General features: G+C 68.8%; 15 protein-coding genes and 1 pseudogene. 8 read left to right on the forward strand and 8 right to left on the reverse strand.

Annotated elements, in window-relative coordinates:
* Positions 1-42 precede the first annotated feature (42 nt).
* A pseudogene (locus ACWDTD_RS14220) lies at positions 43-1,262 on the reverse strand (NAD(P)/FAD-dependent oxidoreductase).
* Positions 1,263-1,386: 124 nt separating this feature from the next.
* A complete protein-coding gene (locus ACWDTD_RS14225; RefSeq protein WP_449747764.1) occupies positions 1,387-2,838 on the reverse strand; it encodes an MFS transporter in 1,452 nt (483 codons plus the stop codon).
* 148 nt (positions 2,839-2,986) lie between these two features.
* Here ACWDTD_RS14225 and ACWDTD_RS14230 point away from each other — a divergent pair, with 148 nt between their 5' ends.
* The 3 genes from ACWDTD_RS14230 (at position 2,987) to ACWDTD_RS14240 (ending at position 6,364) form a co-directional block, all read left to right on the forward strand.
* The gene (locus ACWDTD_RS14230; protein WP_449747765.1) at positions 2,987-4,066 is read left to right on the forward strand and encodes an AsnC family transcriptional regulator; all 1,080 of its coding nucleotides are present in this window, start codon (positions 2,987-2,989) and stop codon (positions 4,064-4,066) included.
* 139 nt (positions 4,067-4,205) lie between these two features.
* Complete coding sequence (locus ACWDTD_RS14235) at positions 4,206-5,144, forward strand: alpha/beta hydrolase-fold protein (protein ID WP_449747766.1); 939 nt, start codon at positions 4,206-4,208, stop codon at positions 5,142-5,144.
* Between the two features lie 104 nt (positions 5,145-5,248).
* Entirely contained in the window at positions 5,249-6,364 is a 1,116-nt protein-coding gene (locus ACWDTD_RS14240) for a polyprenyl synthetase family protein (RefSeq protein ID WP_449747767.1), read from the forward strand.
* 26 nt (positions 6,365-6,390) lie between these two features.
* Here the strand turns inward: ACWDTD_RS14240 and ACWDTD_RS14245 are convergent, their stop codons facing one another.
* Together ACWDTD_RS14245 and ACWDTD_RS14250 are read right to left on the reverse strand one after the other, a co-directional pair.
* Positions 6,391-6,750 carry a lycopene cyclase domain-containing protein gene (locus ACWDTD_RS14245; protein WP_449747768.1) on the reverse strand — a complete coding sequence of 120 codons (360 nt, stop codon included), beginning with the start codon at positions 6,748-6,750 and terminating at the stop codon, positions 6,391-6,393.
* Positions 6,747-7,130 carry a lycopene cyclase domain-containing protein gene (locus ACWDTD_RS14250; protein WP_449747769.1) on the reverse strand — a complete coding sequence of 128 codons (384 nt, stop codon included), beginning with the start codon at positions 7,128-7,130 and terminating at the stop codon, positions 6,747-6,749. The genes ACWDTD_RS14245 and ACWDTD_RS14250 overlap by 4 nt, the downstream gene beginning before the upstream one ends.
* Positions 7,131-7,211: 81 nt before the next feature.
* Here ACWDTD_RS14250 and ACWDTD_RS14255 point away from each other — a divergent pair, with 81 nt between their 5' ends.
* From ACWDTD_RS14255 to ACWDTD_RS14265, 3 genes are read left to right on the forward strand one after another with little or no spacing between them, the layout of a single operon-like run.
* Entirely contained in the window at positions 7,212-8,054 is an 843-nt protein-coding gene (locus tag ACWDTD_RS14255) for a carotenoid biosynthesis protein (RefSeq protein ID WP_449747770.1), read from the forward strand.
* A complete protein-coding gene (locus ACWDTD_RS14260) occupies positions 8,041-9,186 on the forward strand; it encodes a glycosyltransferase (protein WP_449747771.1) in 1,146 nt (381 codons plus the stop codon). The genes ACWDTD_RS14255 and ACWDTD_RS14260 overlap by 14 nt, the downstream gene beginning before the upstream one ends.
* A complete protein-coding gene (locus ACWDTD_RS14265) occupies positions 9,183-10,709 on the forward strand; it encodes a phytoene desaturase family protein (protein WP_449747772.1) in 1,527 nt (508 codons plus the stop codon). Before ACWDTD_RS14260 ends, ACWDTD_RS14265 begins: the two co-directional genes overlap by 4 nt.
* On the opposite strand, the gene crtI is transcribed toward ACWDTD_RS14265, so the two are convergent.
* From crtI to idi, 3 genes are read right to left on the reverse strand one after another with little or no spacing between them, the layout of a single operon-like run.
* The gene (gene crtI, locus ACWDTD_RS14270; RefSeq protein ID WP_449747773.1) at positions 10,654-12,237 is read right to left on the reverse strand and encodes a phytoene desaturase family protein; all 1,584 of its coding nucleotides are present in this window, start codon (positions 12,235-12,237) and stop codon (positions 10,654-10,656) included. The two genes, ACWDTD_RS14265 and crtI, sit on opposite strands and share 56 nt — an antisense overlap.
* On the reverse strand, positions 12,234-13,151 hold the full coding sequence (locus ACWDTD_RS14275; protein ID WP_449747774.1) for a phytoene/squalene synthase family protein: 918 nt from the start codon (positions 13,149-13,151) through the stop codon (positions 12,234-12,236). The genes crtI and ACWDTD_RS14275 overlap by 4 nt, the downstream gene beginning before the upstream one ends.
* Entirely contained in the window at positions 13,148-13,705 is a 558-nt protein-coding gene (idi, locus tag ACWDTD_RS14280) for an isopentenyl-diphosphate Delta-isomerase (protein ID WP_449747775.1), read from the reverse strand. Before idi ends, ACWDTD_RS14275 begins: the two co-directional genes overlap by 4 nt.
* A gap of 198 nt (positions 13,706-13,903) precedes the next feature.
* On the opposite strand from idi, the gene ACWDTD_RS14285 reads away from it, so the two are divergent.
* Positions 13,904-14,839 carry an SDR family oxidoreductase gene (locus ACWDTD_RS14285; RefSeq protein WP_449747776.1) on the forward strand — a complete coding sequence of 312 codons (936 nt, stop codon included), beginning with the start codon at positions 13,904-13,906 and terminating at the stop codon, positions 14,837-14,839.
* A 70-nt stretch (positions 14,840-14,909) separates the two neighbouring features.
* Positions 14,910-16,220, forward strand: a complete 1,311-nt coding sequence (locus ACWDTD_RS14290) for a competence/damage-inducible protein A (protein WP_449747777.1) — start codon at positions 14,910-14,912, stop codon at positions 16,218-16,220.
* Here ACWDTD_RS14290 and ACWDTD_RS14295 read toward each other — a convergent pair.
* Positions 16,211-17,254 carry a nitronate monooxygenase gene (locus ACWDTD_RS14295; RefSeq protein WP_449747833.1) on the reverse strand — a complete coding sequence of 348 codons (1,044 nt, stop codon included), beginning with the start codon at positions 17,252-17,254 and terminating at the stop codon, positions 16,211-16,213. The two genes, ACWDTD_RS14290 and ACWDTD_RS14295, sit on opposite strands and share 10 nt — an antisense overlap.
* Between the last annotated feature and the right edge of the window lie 15 nt (positions 17,255-17,269).

Raw genomic sequence — 17,269 nt, forward strand, 5'->3', positions numbered from 1 at the left:
GTGTGCGCCTGCGGACGACGTTGTCGCACCGCGGGTTTCGCGCTAGCCGACGAGGTCGGCGAGGTCGATGCCGGAATCGGCGAGTTTGTCCGGATCGACGCTGCGACCGGACGTGATGAGCGCCTTGACGTTGTCGAGCTGATCCCAGATGTTGACCTGCATGCCGGCCAGCACGTGATCGGATCCGTCGAGCCAGAACACGACGAACTCGCGGCCGGGCTTGTCACCGCGGAACACGACGCGTTCGTAGCCGTCGGACAGCCCGGTGTACTCCATCCCGAGGTCGTACTGGTCGGTGAAGAAGTACGGCAGGTTGGTGTACTGCGCAGAACCGCCGAGCATGTTGGTGACGGCCACCTCCGGCTGGTTGAGTGCGTTGGCCCAGTGCTCCACCCGCACCCGGCGACGCAGCAGCGGATGCTCCGCGTTGGCGATGTCGCCCACCGCGTAGATGTTCGGATCGCTGCTGCGCAGCCCGGCGTCGGTGAGTACGCCGCCGCCGTCGATCCCGACCCCGGCCGTCTGCGCCACCCCGAGGTTGGGTACCGCACCGGCGGCCACGAGCACGGCGTCGGCGTCGATGGTGGAACCGTCGGAAAGCCGCAACCCGGTGGCACGGCCGCCGCTGGTGGTGATCTCGTCCACCTGGACTTCGGTGCGCAGGTCGACGCCGTGCTCGCGGTGCAGATCGGCGAACACCTGCGCCACCTCATTGCCCAACGCCGCAGCGGCAGCGACGACGACTCGGCAACGCTCACCGACACGCCGCGCTCGCGTGCGCTCGCCGCAACCTCCATACCGATCCAGCCCGCACCCACGACCGCCAGGCGTGCGCCCTCGGGCAACGCATCGGAGAGCGATTCGGCGTCGTCGATGGTGCGCAGGTGGTGCACGCCGTCGGCGTCGGCCCCGGGCAGGTCCAGGTGACGCGACGACGAGCCGGTGGCCAGCAGCAGCGTGTCGTAGCCGAACGTGGAACCGTCGGGCAGGCTCAGCGTCTTCGCCGCGGCGTCGACCTTCTCGATGCGGGTGCCGGGCCGTACCTCCACCCGCTGATCGAGATACCAATCGGTGTCGTGCACGGTGAAGTCGGGCAATGACTTCTTGCCGGCGAGGTACTCCTTGGACAGCGGGGGTCGTTCGTAGGGCAGGTGTTCTTCGGCGCCGAAGACCACGACGTCACCGTCGAAGTCCTGTTCACGCAGCGCCTCGGCCGCCTTGCCGGCGGCCAGTCCGCCACCGACGATCGCAATCGTGCTCATCGTTTGAGTACCTCCGTTGACGTTGTCCCCGTGAGACTTTCACGCAACCAACCCAGCGGATACACCGGGCCGGATTCCTCTGTTCTCTCCACGGTACGCGCGACGGCGGTGACGCGAGCAGGGTTCAGTGCGCCGCTGCGGTCCCCGACGCGGTCGGTTCGCCCGCGACGGGCTGCGGTGCCTGCGAGGCCACGAAGTCCTTCTGCCGGATCAACAGCAGTGCGCACACGCCACCGACCACGGCCACCGCTCCGCTGATCCAGAACAGGACGTTGAGCGCGTCGGCGTAGCCTGCGTGGATCCCTCCTGCCGGGTTGTCGCGCATCGACGACGTCATCCGGGCGGAGAACACCGAGCCGTACACCGCGATACCCACCGCGATGCCGACCTGACGGAAGGTGTTGTTGATACCCGACGCCATGCCCGACCGATACACCGGGACCACACCGACGGCGGTGGATGCGAGCGGCGGGTTGACCAAGCCGCTGCCGATACCGCTCAGCACGAGCCCCACGATGAGATGCGTCCAGTCCGAGTCCGCGTCGAGTCCGGTCATCGTGAACAGTCCGATGCCCACCAGCAACAGGCCGGGTCCGATGAGCCAGCGCACCGGGACACGCTCGGAGAGACGACCCGCGATCGGTGCCAGCACCATGGTGCACCCGAACAACACCAGTAGTCGCACACCGGTCTGCAGCGCCGAGTAGCCGAGCGAATTCTGCAGGTAGAGAACGATGTACAGCAGCATCGCGAACAGGGAGCCGTTCATCGCGAAGGCCGAGACCGAGCCACCGAGGAACGTGGGGATGCGCAGCAGCGACAAATCGAACATCGGCTCGGCCACGGTGAACTCGATCGCGACGAACGCCACGAGGAGCACGGCTGCGACGATGAACGATCCCACCACCAGCGAGTCGCCCCAGGATCGCTGACCGGCCTCGGTCAGCCCGTACACGAGGGCGAAAAGGCCTGCGGTGAAGGTGATCACGCCGGGCCAGTCGACGCGACGCGCGTGCGGGGAGCGACTCTCGTCCACCATTCGCAGGGCGACCAGCACCGCCGCGATCCCGATCGGGATGTTCACCAGAAAGATTGCCCGCCAGGAGATCCCGCTGGTGAGAACCCCGCCCAGGATGGGACCCAGCGCCGTCGACACACCGGTGACCGCACCCCACACGCCGAACGCGACTCCACGTTCGCGGCCGTGAAAAGTGGCCGCCAGCAACGCCAACGAGGTGGCGAACATCATGGCGCCACCGACACCCTGCACCGCCCGCGACACGATGAGCATCGTCGGATCCTGCGCCAGCCCGCACAGCAGCGAGCCGAGTGTGAAGATCACCAGGCCGATGGTGAAGACGCGTCGGCGACCGAACTTGTCGGAGATCGACCCCGACGTGAGCAGGAGCGAGGCCAGCGCGAGCGCGTACGCATCGGTGACCCACTGCACCTGGCTGAACGTGGCGCCGAGGGCGCGTTGGATGTCGGGGAGTGCGACGACGACGATCGTGATGTCGAGCAGCAACATGAACGTTGCCGCACAGACCACCACAAGCGTCCACCACTTGCGTGCCATGGATTCTGAACCTCTCGTCAGGGGAATGCCCGGTTCGGGCGGGTTGCTCGAATCGGGCCGGCGCCTCGGTTCGAGCGGATGAATCCCAGTGTGGTCGGCGACACCCACCGAAGTCGCGATCGACCCTCGTGGACATAGAATTCTGGTCATGGGAGCTCGCTCAGCGTTGAATTCCGCCGTACTCGACGCTGTCGATACGCAGATCGCTCGCGCTGTGCAGATCTCGCCCCGCGTCTCGTTTCGGGAGATCGCCGACGTACTCGGCATCGCCGAACAGACAGTGGCGCGGCGCTACCGACGGATGCGTCGCGACGGACTGCTGCGGGTCACCATGGCCACCGATCCCCGCGCGCTCGGCAACACCGCCTGGCTCGTGCGGGTGCGCTGCCGTCCCGAGGGTGCCGACGCGATCGCGTCCGCGCTCGCCGCCCGAGACGACGTCTCATGGGTGTCGATCTACGGCGCCGGCTGGGAGGTGGTGTTCAATCTGCGCAGCGCCGACGACGCCAGTGGTAGCGAACTGCTCACCCGCACACTGCCCAAGGCCGCGCCGGTTCTCGACGTCACACCCGCGGCGGTGCTGCACACCTTTGCCGGTGGCACCGCGACCGACTGGGACGGCTGGCGCGGCAACCTCACCCCCGCACAGGCCGAGGCACTGGTGGCCACCCGAATCCCGCGCGACGACGGACCGCCGCGACAGATGAGTCTCGACGCCGCCGACCGCGCACTGCTCGACGAACTGACCCGCGACGGCCGCACCCCGTACAGCACCCTGGCCCGCACCCTGGGTTCCACGCCCGGCCGGATCACCCGGCGAGTCGAGCAGCTGGTGGCCTCCGGCATGGTCTACTTCGACGTCGACCTGGCCGCCGCCGCCATCGGACTGCAGAGCACCGCACTGTGGCTCACCGTCGAACCGCGGCATCTCACAACGGTCGGCGACGTCCTGGCGTCCCACCCCGACATCCCGTTCGCCGTGGCGGTGACCGGACGGGCGAACATCTCGGCCAACGTGATGGTGGGCGACACCGACGACCTCTACCGATTCGTCACGGGAGTGCTCGCGTCGGCCCCGGGGATCACGAGCTACCAACTCGTCCCGTTGCTGCGGCGGATCAAGAATGCCGGTTCGTTGGTCGCCGGCGATCGCCTGGCGCCTCCTGCCGCGCCTCGGTCGATGGGGTCACGCGCAGGGTCCCGCTCGCGCGCGGTCACCATTCGGTAACGACACGGAGTAGGCTGTGTTGCGATTCGCCGACCGGGCTGCCTGCTCCGTCGACGCGCCCATGGTTGGTCAAGGGCTTCGTTCCCGAGTTTTGGAGAGAGTTCGAGTGTCACTCACGCGTACACGTGTCACCTGGTTGGTGTCCGCCCTGGTTCTGGTGGTGGGCTTGATCGCGGGCACCGGCAGTGCCCAGGCCTGGGGTCCGTCCCCCAAAAACATCAAGGGCTTCATCAACGCGAAGATCTACGGCTACGGCATGGACAACGACGTCGCGGTGCGTGCCTGGCCGTCGCAGACCACGCCGCCGGCGCAGGCGCCGACCATCATCTTCCTCGACGGCCTGCGGGCCACCGACGACTACAACGGCTGGGAGAAGGAAACCAACGTCGCCTACCTGGCGTTGCGCGGCTACAACGTGGTGATGCCCATCGGTGGCCAGTCGTCCTTCTACGCCGACTGGCAACGGCCGTCCCCGTCCGCCGGGCAGACCCGGCCGTATCGCTGGCAGAGTGTGCTCGAAGGCTCGCTGCCTGCATTCCTGGACCAAAAACACTTCCACAACCGCACCCTGGTCGGCCTCTCGATGTCGGCCAGCCAGGCGGTCACCATCGCCAACCAGCGCCGCGACCTCTACAGCCGCGTGGTCTCGATGTCGGGGTTCATGAATCTGGTGGCCACCGGAATGCAGACCATGCTGCGTGCCGCGGCCTGGGACGCCGGTCACTACAACCTCAACGACATGTGGGGCTGGTTCCCCAACGTGGAATCGTTCACCCATTCACCGACCCTCGCGCTGCCCTCGATGGGCGGGCTGCACATGTGGATCTACGCGGGCACCGGCGTGTGGGGTGATCACCAGCCTCCGGGCGCCAACAACGTCGACTTCTACATCACCGGGTTCAACTCCAGCGCGATCGAAGCGGTCTCCGGTGAGCAGAGCCGCACCTTCGCGGCGGCAGCACCGCTGGCCGGCGTGAACCTGCGCACCGACCTGCCGCCGGTCGGCACCCACGCGTGGGGTTACTGGCAGCAGGGCATCTGGAACATCTACAACTCCGGCTGGTTCCGTAACGGCTGATCGGTTCCCGCGACCACCCATCTCCGGCGTGCTCGGCTCCGAAGACTGTCTGCATGTGGCCACCGTCGCCGATCGGCGACTGACCAGAACCGCAGGAGGCGCCGATGTGCGCGACGGACACCGGAACCGATCACGTCGACGGCGGTGCGCGCGCGGCAGCACTCGCCGACACCGACCGCGCCTTGGTCGACGGGGTGATCGCCACCCAGGTCGAACGGCACGCACAAGTGCTGACCTCGGTCGACGGTGAACTGTCGGCGGTCACCACGGTGCTAAGTGATGCCGCGGCCCGCGGCAAACGACTACGGGCGTCGTTCTGCCTGTGGGGTGCGCGCGGCGCCGCCGGCGGTGACCTGCCCGCAGGTGCCACCGAGGCCGCGGCCGCCATCGAGCTGTTCCACCTCGCCGCCCTCGTGCACGACGACATCATGGACAACAGCGACGCGCGCCGCGGACTGCCCACGGTGCACCGGCACTTCGCCGACGAGCACCACCGCGCCAGCAGGCACGGTGACCCGGCGAACTTCGGGTCGGCGGTGGCGATCCTCGCCGGCGACATGTGCCTGGCCTGGTCGGATGATCTGATCGCCGCCGCGGTCGCCGACGCCGACAGCGACATCCGTGCCACCGTGCGATCGATGTGGTCGCAGATGCGCGACGAAGCGTTCGCCGGCCAGCATCTCGACATGCTGAGCCAGACGTTGCCGAGCACCTCGGAAACGCGGGCGCGCGCGGTGCTGCGGTTCAAAAGCGCGCTGTACACGATCGGCAGGCCCCTGGGGCTCGGTGGCGCACTGGGTCGTGCGCCCGCGCTGCTTCTGCGTCAGTACAACGACATCGGCCTGGCCGCCGGAGAGGCGTTTCAGCTCCGCGACGATCTGCTCGGCATCTTCGGCGACCCGACCGTCACCGGTAAACCGGTGATCGACGACGTCCGCGAGGGCAAACGGACATTGCTCGTCGCGCTCGCCGAGCAACGCGCCACCGATATCGAACGACGCCTTCTGGCCGACTCGCTGGGCAATCCGGGAATCACCGAAACCGATCTGCGCGCGGTGCGCGACGTGTTCTGCGGCACCGGTGCCGTGGCGGCCGTGGAGCAGCGCATCGAAATCCTTGCCGCACAGGCATTGGCGACGGTCGACGAACTGGATGTCGATGCGACCACCCGGTACGCGCTGGCGGGACTGATCGATCGCTGCGTCTGGCGTCAATCGTGAGCTCATCGACGGTCGTGCGTATCCGCTCAGTCGCTCGTCTCGGGCAACCGGCGTGCGACCACGGGGATCGGGCCCGGGCCGGGTTCGGGTTCGACTCCCCGGCGGCCCCACCACACCCACCACATCATCGACTGGGTGACCACGCTGAAGCCGAAGAGGAAATCCTCGATGGGCGCGTGACCGATGCGCCACCCGAGGATCGCGTCGGACCCGTAGATGAAGACACCACGCGAGGTGAGCCATTCGTTGGTCAGCAGCTGGAAGAACAACACGATCGCATAGGCCGTCCAGTACGCCTTGCGGGTGAGCAGTCGGGTTCGCAGCACCCACAGATCGAGGACGACGGTCACGCCGATGCCGAGCAACGAGGCCACGGTGTGCGTCATTTCTGTTCCTCCTCTTCACTTTTCGCGCCCCCAGCGTCGGGCCTGGCCCACGCGGACTCGTCGCCCACCGTCCATCGCTTCACGCTTCGCACCGCCTCGAGAGTGAGCACCGACGCGATGGGCACCACGATGAAAAATCCCCACTCCTCCAATGGCAGACCGCCGGGGAGCACGATGCCCAATGTCTGGCTGAGGTCGAACCGCCAGTGGCCCGCATGTGTCGCCGCGATATCCCACAGCACGAATGGGATTGCCACGCAACCGATCGTGAGGAGCAGTCGCACCGGCTTCGCGTACACCCGTGTCCGCAGGACCAACTCGAGTGGCAACGTCATCACGAGCACGAAGACCAGCATGGCGATGTACGTGAACTCCCGCATGTCGCCATTTGTACCCGAAAACACGCGCCCCGCGGTGGCCTGCGCGGGAGGCGAGAGATGAACACCGTCGGCGGACGAGACATGACCGACGATCCCGTCTCGGCCTCGGGCGCACGCACCCCCCGCGTGCTGCGCACTCTCGCGTGGGTGCTGCTGTGCGCGAACATCCTGTTGCAGATGGCGTTTCCGTTCACCGCCGGCGGCACCCTGGCGATGACCGCGGCGAGCGTGCTGCTGCTGGCCGGAGCGGTTCTCATCGATGCGACGGCCACCGGCGGGGTCCGCGCGATGGCGGTGCTGGCCGTCGTCGCCGGAATCGGGGGGTTGTGCGCGGAGGCGATCGGGGTGCGCACCGGATACCCGTTCGGCAGTTACGACTACACGGGCACCCTCGGTGTGCAGGTGGCCGGGGTTCCGGTGCTGGTTCCGCTGGCCTGGGTCATGATGAGCTGGCCTGCGCTGGTGGTGGCTCGACGCCTCGTCGGCCGGTACGGACGCGTGGCGGTGGCGGTCGTCGGCGCCTGGGCGCTCACCGCGTGGGATGTGTTCCTCGATCCGCAGATGGTGGATCTCGGCTACTGGCAGTGGAATTCGACACGTCCGTCGCTACCCGGGGTCGATGGCATCCCGCTCACCAACTTCGCGGGCTGGTTTCTGGTGTCGTTGCTGATGGTCGCCGTGCTCGACAGGGCGGTCCCCGACCGCTCCCCCACGGCAACGCTGCGCACAGAAGCGGTTCCGGTGACGGCATATCTGTGGACGTACTTCTCGTCGGTCTTCGCTCACGCGGCCTTCTTCGGCCGGCCCCCGGTCGCGGTGGTCGGCGCGGTGGTGATGGGCGTGGTGGCGGTCCCACTGGCCGTCTCAGTGATCCGTGAGGCGCGTGCCGCGCGGTTCCGTGAGGTGCGCAGTGCACGGTCATGACGTGGGACGCGCTGCGGTCTGCGCGGGATCGCTGATGGCGCTGGCATCGCTGGCGCTCACCGTCGACAACGCCCGGCACATCCGGGTGCCCGACCCCGCCGCCGTCCCCGACGTCGAATCGCTGGCCGTCCTGGTGCCCATGCGTGACGAGATCGACAATGTGGCGCCATGCCTGTCGGCGATCGTCGCCGCGGCAGACCGCTGGCCCGGACCCGTCGCGATCGTGGTGCTCGACGACGAATCCGCCGACGGCACCCGGGCCGCACTGGAAGCCGTCGCGGCGTCGGAGCCGCGCATCGAGATCCTCGATGGCGCCCCCACCCCGGGCGGCTGGCTCGGAAAGCCCTGGGCGTGTGCGCAACTGGCGCTGCATGTGCTGGCCGGCGCCGAGCGCCCGGGCGTCCTCGTCTTCGTCGACGCCGACGTGCGGGTACAACCGCACGCATTGGCCGCCACCGTGGCGCTGATGCGCCAACTCGACCTGTCGCTCGTGTCTCCTTTCCCACGGCAGATCGTGCGCGGACCTGCCGAACGGCTGGTGCAGCCGCTGCTGCAGTGGTCGTGGATGAGTACATTGCCGCTGCGGGCCGCCGAGAGGTCCTCGCGCGGAAGCCTGTCGGCGGCCAACGGCCAGCTTCTCGCGATCGATTCCGGCGCCTACCTGCGGGCCGGTGGACACGAGGCGGTGCGCGGCGAGGTGCTCGAGGACATCGCACTGCTCCGCGCGGTGAAAGCGGCGGGTGGGTTCGGTTCGGTGGCCGACGGCAGCACCGTCGCGTCGTGCCGGATGTATCAGGGATGGTCGGAAGTCCATGCCGGATACCGCAAGTCGCTGTGGTCGGCGTTCGGCTCCCCCACCGGTGCGGCCGCGGTGATGTCGATGCTGACGCTGGCCTATGTGGTGCCGCCACTGGCCGCGCTCACCGGATCGCGTGTCGGTCTGCTCGGATATGCCGCCGGAGTGGCCTCGCGTGCGGTGAGTGCGCGTCGCACCGGTGGTCGGGTATGGCCGGACTCGTTGGCCCATCCCGCGTCGGTGGTGACGCTGGCCGCTCTTACCGCCGACTCGGTGATCGCACGCCGACGCGGGGCACTGCGGTGGAAGGGTCGTGCCGTGGCGGTGCACCGATGAGCGAGATCATCGTGGTGGGAGCCGGAGTCGGCGGCCTGGCCGCCGCCCTACGGCTGCGCGCGCAGGGTCATACGGTGACCGTGCTCGAACAGGCCGACGAGGTCGGCGGCAAGCTCGGCGTGATCGAACACGACGGCTTCGTCTTCGACACGGGACCGTCACTGGTCACCCTGCCCCACATTCTGGCCGAGCTGTTCGACGACACCGGTGCGCCGTTGTCGGACTACCTGACGCTGCAACGGCTTCCGACCGCCACCCGCTACCGGTTCCCGGACGGGTCGGGTCTGGACATGCCAGGCGACCTCACCCAGATCCCCGCGGCACTGGACTCCGCGCTGGGCCCCGGTCGGGGGGCGCAGTGGTCGCGATTCCTCGAACGCGCCTCGGCGATCTGGGACGCCACGCACGGTCCGTTCCTCGAATCGCCGATCAGCCTGCGCGACATGGTATCCGGTTCGCGGCGGGTGTCCGACCTCACGACGGTGGCGCCGTGGCGCACGCTACGCGGCCTGGGCCGCAGCTACTTCGACGACCCGCGACTGGTGATGCTCCTCGACCGCTACGCCACCTACACCGGCTCCGATCCGCGTCGCGCACCGGCCGCACTCGCCTCGGTCCCGTGGGCCGAACAGCGCTGGGGATCGTGGTACATCCCCGGTGGGCTGGGACGTATCGCCGGCGCACTGCGTGACCGGTTCGTCGAACTCGGCGGCACGGTGCACACCGGTGAGCGGGTGGTCCGGTTGAGCACCCGAAACGGCCGGATCACCGGGGTCGTCACGTCCGACGGCACGCGCCGGCACGCCGATCTGGTGGTGGCCAACGCCGATGCCGCGCAGGTATACGGCGATCTGATCGACACCCGCGCCGCCCGGCGGGCCGCTCGCCGCATGCGACGAGCGACGCCATCGCTGTCGGGATTCGTGATCCTCGCGGCCATCGACAATGCGCCCGCCGATCACCCGCACCACACCGTGCTGTTCCCGCACGACTACGACGCCGAGTTCGACGCGGTGTTCGGCCAGCGCGGCACGGCGCGCCCGGTTGCCGACCCGACGGTGTACATCGCCGCCGCCGACGATCCGGCCGTGGTACCCCAACCCGGCACCGGCGCGTGGTTCATCCTGGTGAACGCACCCCGCCACGACCCCGAGCACGGAACCGACTGGGATGCACCGGGATTGGCCGACGAGTACGCCGACCGGATACTGCGGATCATGGCCGAGCGCGGCGTGGACATCCGCGACCGGATACGTCACCGCATCGTGCTGACACCCGCCGAACTGGCGCGGCGTACCCTCACCCCCGGGGGTTCGATCTACGGATCGTCGTCGAACGGCGCCCGCGCGGCGTTTCTACGGCCCGCCAACGCATCTGGGGTCCCCGGCCTCTATCTGGTGGGCGGTTCGTCGCATCCCGGCGGTGGGCTGCCGCTGGTGATGCTGTCGGCGAGGATCGTGGCAAGGCTCATCGGGGAGGCGTCGGGCCCGGGGAGTGGTCCCCACGCAGACGTTTCGCGATGAGCTCCGCGCTGATCAGGCACATCGGCAGCCCGATGCCCGGCCGGGTGGCGCCACCCGCGTAGTAGAGGCCATCCACCTTGGCCGACCGATTGTTGGCACGCAGAAACGCGCTCTGCCACAAGGTGTGTGCCGGTCCGAGCGCGCCACCCGACCACGAGTTCAGATCGGTGACGAAGTCGGCCGGCCCCACGGTGCGACGCACCGTGATCCGCTCGGCGAGGTCGGGGATGTCGGCCCACTTGGCCACCAGTTCGATCGCACGGTCGGCGGTCCGCTCGATGACCGGGTCGCCGGCTCCGTCCACACCGCCGTGTCCGAGGCCGGGATCGGCGGGCACCGGCACGAGCATGAACAGATTCTCGTGCCCATCCGGTGCCACCGTGTCGTCGGTCGCCGACGGCTTGCAGACGTACAGCGACGCCGGATCGGGTACGGCCGAAGGGGTCTCGAAGATCGCGTCGAAGTTGCTCTTCCAGTCGGCGGTGAAGAACAGCGAGTGATGCTCGAGTTCGGGTAACGCACCACGGACCCCGAGGTAGAGCAGCACCGCGCCGGGTCCGGAGGTGCGTTTGTCCCACCATCGTTGCGGATAGGTCTGCAGGCTCGGCGCAAGCATGCGGGTCTCCACATGGTGCAGGTCGGCGGCACCGATCACCACGTCGGCGTCGAGGATACGATCGGCGTCGTCGGCGGGCCGCACACGGACGCCGGTCACCTCGTTACGCCGGCGCCCGACCCGGCGGCCGGTGGGCCGGGTGAGGATCTCGACGGCCTCGGTGGAGGTGTGCACCCGCACCCCGTGCTCCTGCGCAAGCCGCGCGATCGCCGCTATCAGGGTGGTGAAACCCCCTGTGGGATAACGGACACCGTCTTCGAGATCGAGCCAGCTCATCAGGTGATACATCGCCGGTGCACGCTCGGGCGACGAGCCGAGGAACACCGCCGGGTAGCCGAGGATCTGCCGCAGTCTGCGGTCGGTGAAGCGTGACGAGATGTAGGAGTCCAGGCTCGTACCGAGGAGGACGGCGAGTGTCTTCGCGTGCCGCAGCACCTCGGCGCTGAGGAACGCCGACGGTGTGTCGAAGTTGGTGTAGAGAAAGCGGTCCACGGCGATGTCGTAGGCCTCGTGTGCCGAATCGAGGTAGTCGTCGAGCACCGCACCGCTGCCGGGCTCCACGGTCTCGAACAGCCGCCGGTTGAGCGCGAGATCGCCACGCACGTCGAGACTTTCGGATTCACCCTCGAAGAACACCCGGTAGCCAGGATCGAGGCGCACCAGGTCGACCTGCTTGTCGGTCGAGGTGCCGAGCATCTCGAAGAAGTGGTCGAAGACCCGTGGCATCAGCCACCACGACGGGCCGGTGTCGAAGCGGAACCCGTCACGCTCCCACAGGCCGGCGCGGCCACCGAGGTCCGTTCGGCGCTCCACCAGATCCACCGAATGTCCGTCGGCGGCCAGCAGTGCCGCGGTGGCCAGTCCGGCCACCCCGCCGCCGATCACCACGACCGTCTTGCGATTGCGTGTCACGCGGGAGTTCCTTCCGACCGTCGGGTACGTGGCTGTCCACGCCGCATCGCCGCGGCGGCGGCGAGGCGAAACTTCACCATGTTCGGCACCCGCACCCGATGGTGCGCGGCGAGCACGGCAGGGGTGGCGCGTAGGCGCGCGGAGAGTTCGGCAAACAGATCGTGGGCCGTGCACACCGCCACCCGGCTGCTCACCGGCAGCCGGGGGATGATCTGTGCCGCGGCAGCCAGGTCGGCGTCGATGTCGTCGAGCCATCGGACCCACGCCGCCTCGGTGGGGTGTTGAGGGTCGAGGCCGGTCAGGTAGCGGCGACCCAGATCCCCACTGTCCGTGCCGAAGTCGCGCAGAAAGTTGACCTTCTGGAAGGCCGCACCGAGGTGCCGGGCGCCGTCGGCGAGTTCGTCGTACCGGCGGTCTGCGTCGGGTTCGGCGACGAGGAACGCACGCAGACACATCAGCCCCACCACCTCCGCCGATCCGTAGATGTAGGTGGCCAGGCTCTCGTCGTCGTGCACAGTGCGGTCGATGTCGGTGCGCATGGAAGCGAAGAACGGGGCGGTGAGTTCGGGCCCGATTCCGGTGCGTAGTGCGGTACGGGTGAACGCGTGCACCACCAGGTTGCTGCTCGACCCGCGGTCGAGGGCCGCGCGCGTCTCCTGCTCGAGTTCGTCGAGCGCGATCCGTCGCTGTGCCGCGTCCTGGTCGGGCCGGGGGGCGTCGACGATCTCATCCGCGACCCGCACCAGCGCATAGATGTTGCGGACGTCGCTGCGCACGGTGTCGCCGAGCAGCTTCGACGCCAGTCCGAACGACGACGAGTAGGAGCGGATGACCAGCGCCGCGCTGGCCTCGGCAACCTCGTCGTACCGCTCGTGCGGCGGGGCGTGGTCCACCGATCTCCCCCGCCCGCTCATCCGACGTCTCCGGTGACGGCGAGGCGATAGGGGTCGTCGGTGGCACCGAGATCGCGCACCTGCTCGACGAACCACGGGCTGAGCGTCCACGGTGCGCGCCGGGCGGTCACCCACACATCGGCCACCGGCGCCCACACGTACTCGGCCACCTCGTCGGGATTGGGGTCGACGGGCCCTGTGGGGCGGGCGACGAAGACGGGGCACACCTCGTTCTCCACCACGCCACCGGCGTCGACGGCCCGGTAGCGGAAGTCCGGCAGGATCGGCCGCAGATTCTCGACGTCGAGGCCCAACTCGCGCTGCGAATACCGCTTGATCGCGTCCTGCACCGATTCACCCGGCCGCGGATGACCACAGAACGAGTTGGTCCACACCCCCGGCCACGTCTTCTTGCTCAGCGCGCGTCGCGTCATCAGGAGTCTGCCGTCGTCGTCGACGAGGTGGCAGGAGAAGGCGAGATGCAGCGGTGTGTCGGGGCCGTGCACCGTTTGCCGGTCGGCGGATCCGATCGGGTTTCCCTCGTCGTCGACGAGCACCACCAGGTCGTGGTCCATAGCGTGCGTGCTCCTTGATCCGGCCGGCGCAGAGACTTCCCCCCGAAATACATCAGGTCTTCGGTGCCGGCGCCAACTCGGATGGGGGTGATTTTCGTCCGACGCAATCGGTCGATCGCAGGATGCCGTCACGGCATCGACACGCGGTAGCCTCGATGCCCAAGCGCAGGTCACACGCCTCGGCGGTTGGGAGACACGATGGCAGACCGCAACTTTCTGCTCCAGAAATTCGGACTTCGGCACCGGCCGGATCTGTCCGCACTGAACGGCAAGGTGGCGCTCATCACCGGCGCCGCCAGCGGCATCGGCCGGGCCACCGCGCTGAAGCTGGCCGCGGCGGACGTCCGACTCGTCCTGCTCGACCTCGACGATGCCGGCCTGAATTCGCTGGTGGAATCGATCGGCACCGACTCGGTGGTGGCCGCGACCGCGGATGTGACCTCCTTCGAGGAGGTCCGGCTGGCGGTGCAGGCGGGTGTGACCCGATTCGGCGGCATCGACCTGGTGCTGGCGAACGCGGGCATCGGCTGGTTCGGCAGCCTCCGACATCTCGATCCCGAGGTGTTCGCCCGGGTCATCGACGTCAATGTGATCGGGGTGTTCAACACCATCCGCGCCTCGATCGAGTCGGTCATCGAGCGGCGCGGGTACGTGCTGATCGTGTCGTCGACCGCGGCGTATGCGCCGGCCGCCGGGATGGGACCGTACTCGGCGGGCAAGGCCGCGGTGGAGAACCTGGCCAGCGTGCTCGCCGCCGAGGTGGGTCCCATGGGTGTCGATGTCGGTTCCGCGCATCCGCTGTGGGTGGACACCCCGATGGTCCGGGAGGCCAAGTCGGAGTTCCCCACCTTCGCCGACCTGATCGCGACACTTCCGGGGCCGATGCGCGCCGAGATCACCGCTGCCGACTGCGCCGACGCATTCGTGCGTGGCATGGCCAACCGCAGCCGACGAGTCCACGTGCCCGAATGGATAGCGTTGGCGGGGTGGCTGAAGCCACTGATCGCCTCGCGGTGGGTGGTCCGGCGGACCAGCGGTGGGGTCGGTCGGTTGCTCGACGATGCCGACGCACGCGCCGATGCGGTCATCGATCGCCATCGCACCGACGGTCGCCTGGGTCCGGCAACGTCGTGACGTGCGCCGAAGGTCGTGCTCGAGGAGGTTGCGGCAACACGGCTGCGCCGAGCGGCCTACGCTCGACGTCGTGACTGTGCGCGCGGGCATCGTGGTGACCGGGACCGAGGTTCTCTCCGGGCGGATCGCCGACCGCAACGGGCCGTGGGTGGCGCAGCAACTGCTGGAGATGGGGGTCGACGTCGCACACATCACCGTATGCGGCGACCGCCCCGAGGATCTCACCGCGCAGCTCCGATTCCTCACGTCCGAGAATGTCTCGTTGATCGTCACCACCGGCGGGCTCGGGCCCACCGCCGACGATCTCACGGTGGCCACCGTGGCCGCGTTCACCGGCCGCGACCTACAGGTCGATGACGCCCTCGAACGGCACATCGCCGAGATCATCCGACGATGGCAGCACCGCGAAACCGACGAGGCACTCTCGGCGGCGACCCGCGCCGGAATCCGCAAACAGGCGTTGGTTCCCGAAGGGGCGCAGTCGATTCCGCCAACAGGTACCGCTCCCGGGGTGGCCATCCCGGCCGGCCCCGATCCGCGTGGCGTCCACACCCTGCCCGCGGTGCTGATCCTGCCCGGTCCGCCGCCGGAACTACAGCGGATGTGGCCGGCGGCGCTGGGCACCGCACCGGTCACCGCGGCGCTGGCGGGTAGGGACGAGATGCGCCAGCAGACGATCCGGATGTTCGGACTGCCCGAGGCCGATCTGGCCGAGTCGCTGCGCGCGGCGCAACGCGAGGTCGGCGACTTCGACGCCCTGGAGATCACCACCTGCCTACGACGCGGCGAGATCGAGATGGTCACCCGATTCCCGGTGTCCGCCGCCGCCGGCTACGCCGCGCTCACCGACTTCCTCGTTGCCGCACATTCGCGGCAGGTGTTCTCCACCGACGGCTCGACGATCGACGATCAGCTCGCCGCGTTGCTGACCGGCCGCCGGATCGCGACGGCCGAATCATGCACCGGCGGACTGGTGGCCGCGCGGCTCACCGACCGGCCCGGATCATCGAGCTATGTGATGGGCGGGGTGGTGTCCTACTCCAACGACGTCAAGAGCGGGGTGCTCGACGTGGATGCCTCGCTGATTGCCCGCCACGGGGCGGTGAGCGAACCCGTCGCCGCCGCGATGGCCGAGGGTGCGCTGGCTCGGTTGGGCGCCGACACCGCCATTTCCACCACCGGCGTCGCGGGTCCCGACGGTGGCACGCCGGACAAACCGGTCGGCACGGTGTGGTTCGGGGTGGCGCTGGCCGGGCGGCCCACCCTCACCCGAACGCTGCGTCTGCCCGGAGACCGTGCCGCGGTACGTGACCGGGCGACGACGGTTGCGATGCACCTCGTGGCCGACGCGCTGCGCGACGTGGCCGCAGTTCAGCGCTGAGCCGCCGCGACGGTGGCCTGCGACCACAGTGCCGTGATGATGTCGGTGGCCGAGCCGCGCGGCAGTCCGGTGACATTCGTTCCGGCCCACAGGTTCAGGTTGTCCGGGTCGTCCGCGGCGGCGGCAGCCGCGCGGATGGGCGTGGTCAGGTGGTGGATCTGCGGGTACTCGGCGGGGGCCACCGGCCCGAACGTGTCGGTGAAGCGGTTGCGCAGGGCACGTGCGGGTCGACCGGAGAACGCGCGGGTGACGATGGTCTCGCGAAATCGCGAATCCCGCAGTGCGGCACGGTGCGTGGGTTTGGTGCCCGCTTCGATGCTGTCGAGCAAAACGGTGCCGACCTGCACGGCCATGGCACCGGCGGCGAAGGCCGCGTCGACGTCGGCTCCGGTCGCGATCCCGCCCGCCGCCACCAGCGGCAGGTCGACCAGCGACGCCACCGCACGCACCAGGTCGGGAGTCGAGGTGGTGTTGGGCACGGCGTCGACGTCGAGGGTGGCCCGATGGCCACCGGCCTCGGTGCCTTGCACGCAGAGCGCATCGACGCCGACCGAGGCGGCCCGGAGTGCCCCGAGGGTGTCGGCGATCGTGGCGACCACCGTGCTTCCCACGCCGTGCAGCCGCTCGACCTCAGACGCGGTGGGTAATCCGAAGGTGAACGACACCAACGGGATACGACCGCGGATCATCAGCTCGATCTTGCCTTGGTAGGCGTCGTCATCGGCGTCGACGATCTCGCCGACCGAGGTTCCGTACTCGGCGGCCACCGGTACGAGTGCGTCGCGATAGCGTTGCACCGCAGCCCGATCCCGCACCGGAGCACCCGGCACGAAGAGATTCACCCCGAAGCCGGTGACGCCGGCGTCACGCACCCGGCCGATCTCGGTGGCGAGGCCGTCGACCGACTTGTACCCGCCGGCGAGAAGGCCCAGCCCACCGGCGCGCGCGGCGGCGGTCACCAGTTCCGGGGTGCTCGGGCCGCCCGCCATCGGCGCGGCGATGACCGGTACCGGCAGGACGTTCAGATCGACCATCGATTCCACGCCTCA

This window comes from Gordonia sp. NPDC003425 (genome assembly GCF_053588635.1).

Coding starts and splice junctions, on each gene's coding strand:
- ACWDTD_RS14245 (WP_449747768.1), bottom strand. CDS start 6,750: ATGACGCACACCGTGGCCTCGTTGCTCGGCATCGGCGTGACCGTCGTC.
- ACWDTD_RS14255 (WP_449747770.1), top strand. CDS start 7,212: ATGACCGACGATCCCGTCTCGGCCTCGGGCGCACGCACCCCCCGCGTG.
- ACWDTD_RS14250 (WP_449747769.1), bottom strand. CDS start 7,130: ATGCGGGAGTTCACGTACATCGCCATGCTGGTCTTCGTGCTCGTGATG.
- ACWDTD_RS14240 (WP_449747767.1), top strand. CDS start 5,249: ATGTGCGCGACGGACACCGGAACCGATCACGTCGACGGCGGTGCGCGC.
- idi (WP_449747775.1), bottom strand. CDS start 13,705: ATGGACCACGACCTGGTGGTGCTCGTCGACGACGAGGGAAACCCGATC.
- ACWDTD_RS14275 (WP_449747774.1), bottom strand. CDS start 13,151: ATGAGCGGGCGGGGGAGATCGGTGGACCACGCCCCGCCGCACGAGCGG.
- ACWDTD_RS14265 (WP_449747772.1), top strand. CDS start 9,183: ATGAGCGAGATCATCGTGGTGGGAGCCGGAGTCGGCGGCCTGGCCGCC.
- ACWDTD_RS14285 (WP_449747776.1), top strand. CDS start 13,904: ATGGCAGACCGCAACTTTCTGCTCCAGAAATTCGGACTTCGGCACCGG.
- ACWDTD_RS14225 (WP_449747764.1), bottom strand. CDS start 2,838: ATGGCACGCAAGTGGTGGACGCTTGTGGTGGTCTGTGCGGCAACGTTC.
- ACWDTD_RS14295 (WP_449747833.1), bottom strand. CDS start 17,254: ATGGTCGATCTGAACGTCCTGCCGGTACCGGTCATCGCCGCGCCGATG.
- ACWDTD_RS14230 (WP_449747765.1), top strand. CDS start 2,987: ATGGGAGCTCGCTCAGCGTTGAATTCCGCCGTACTCGACGCTGTCGAT.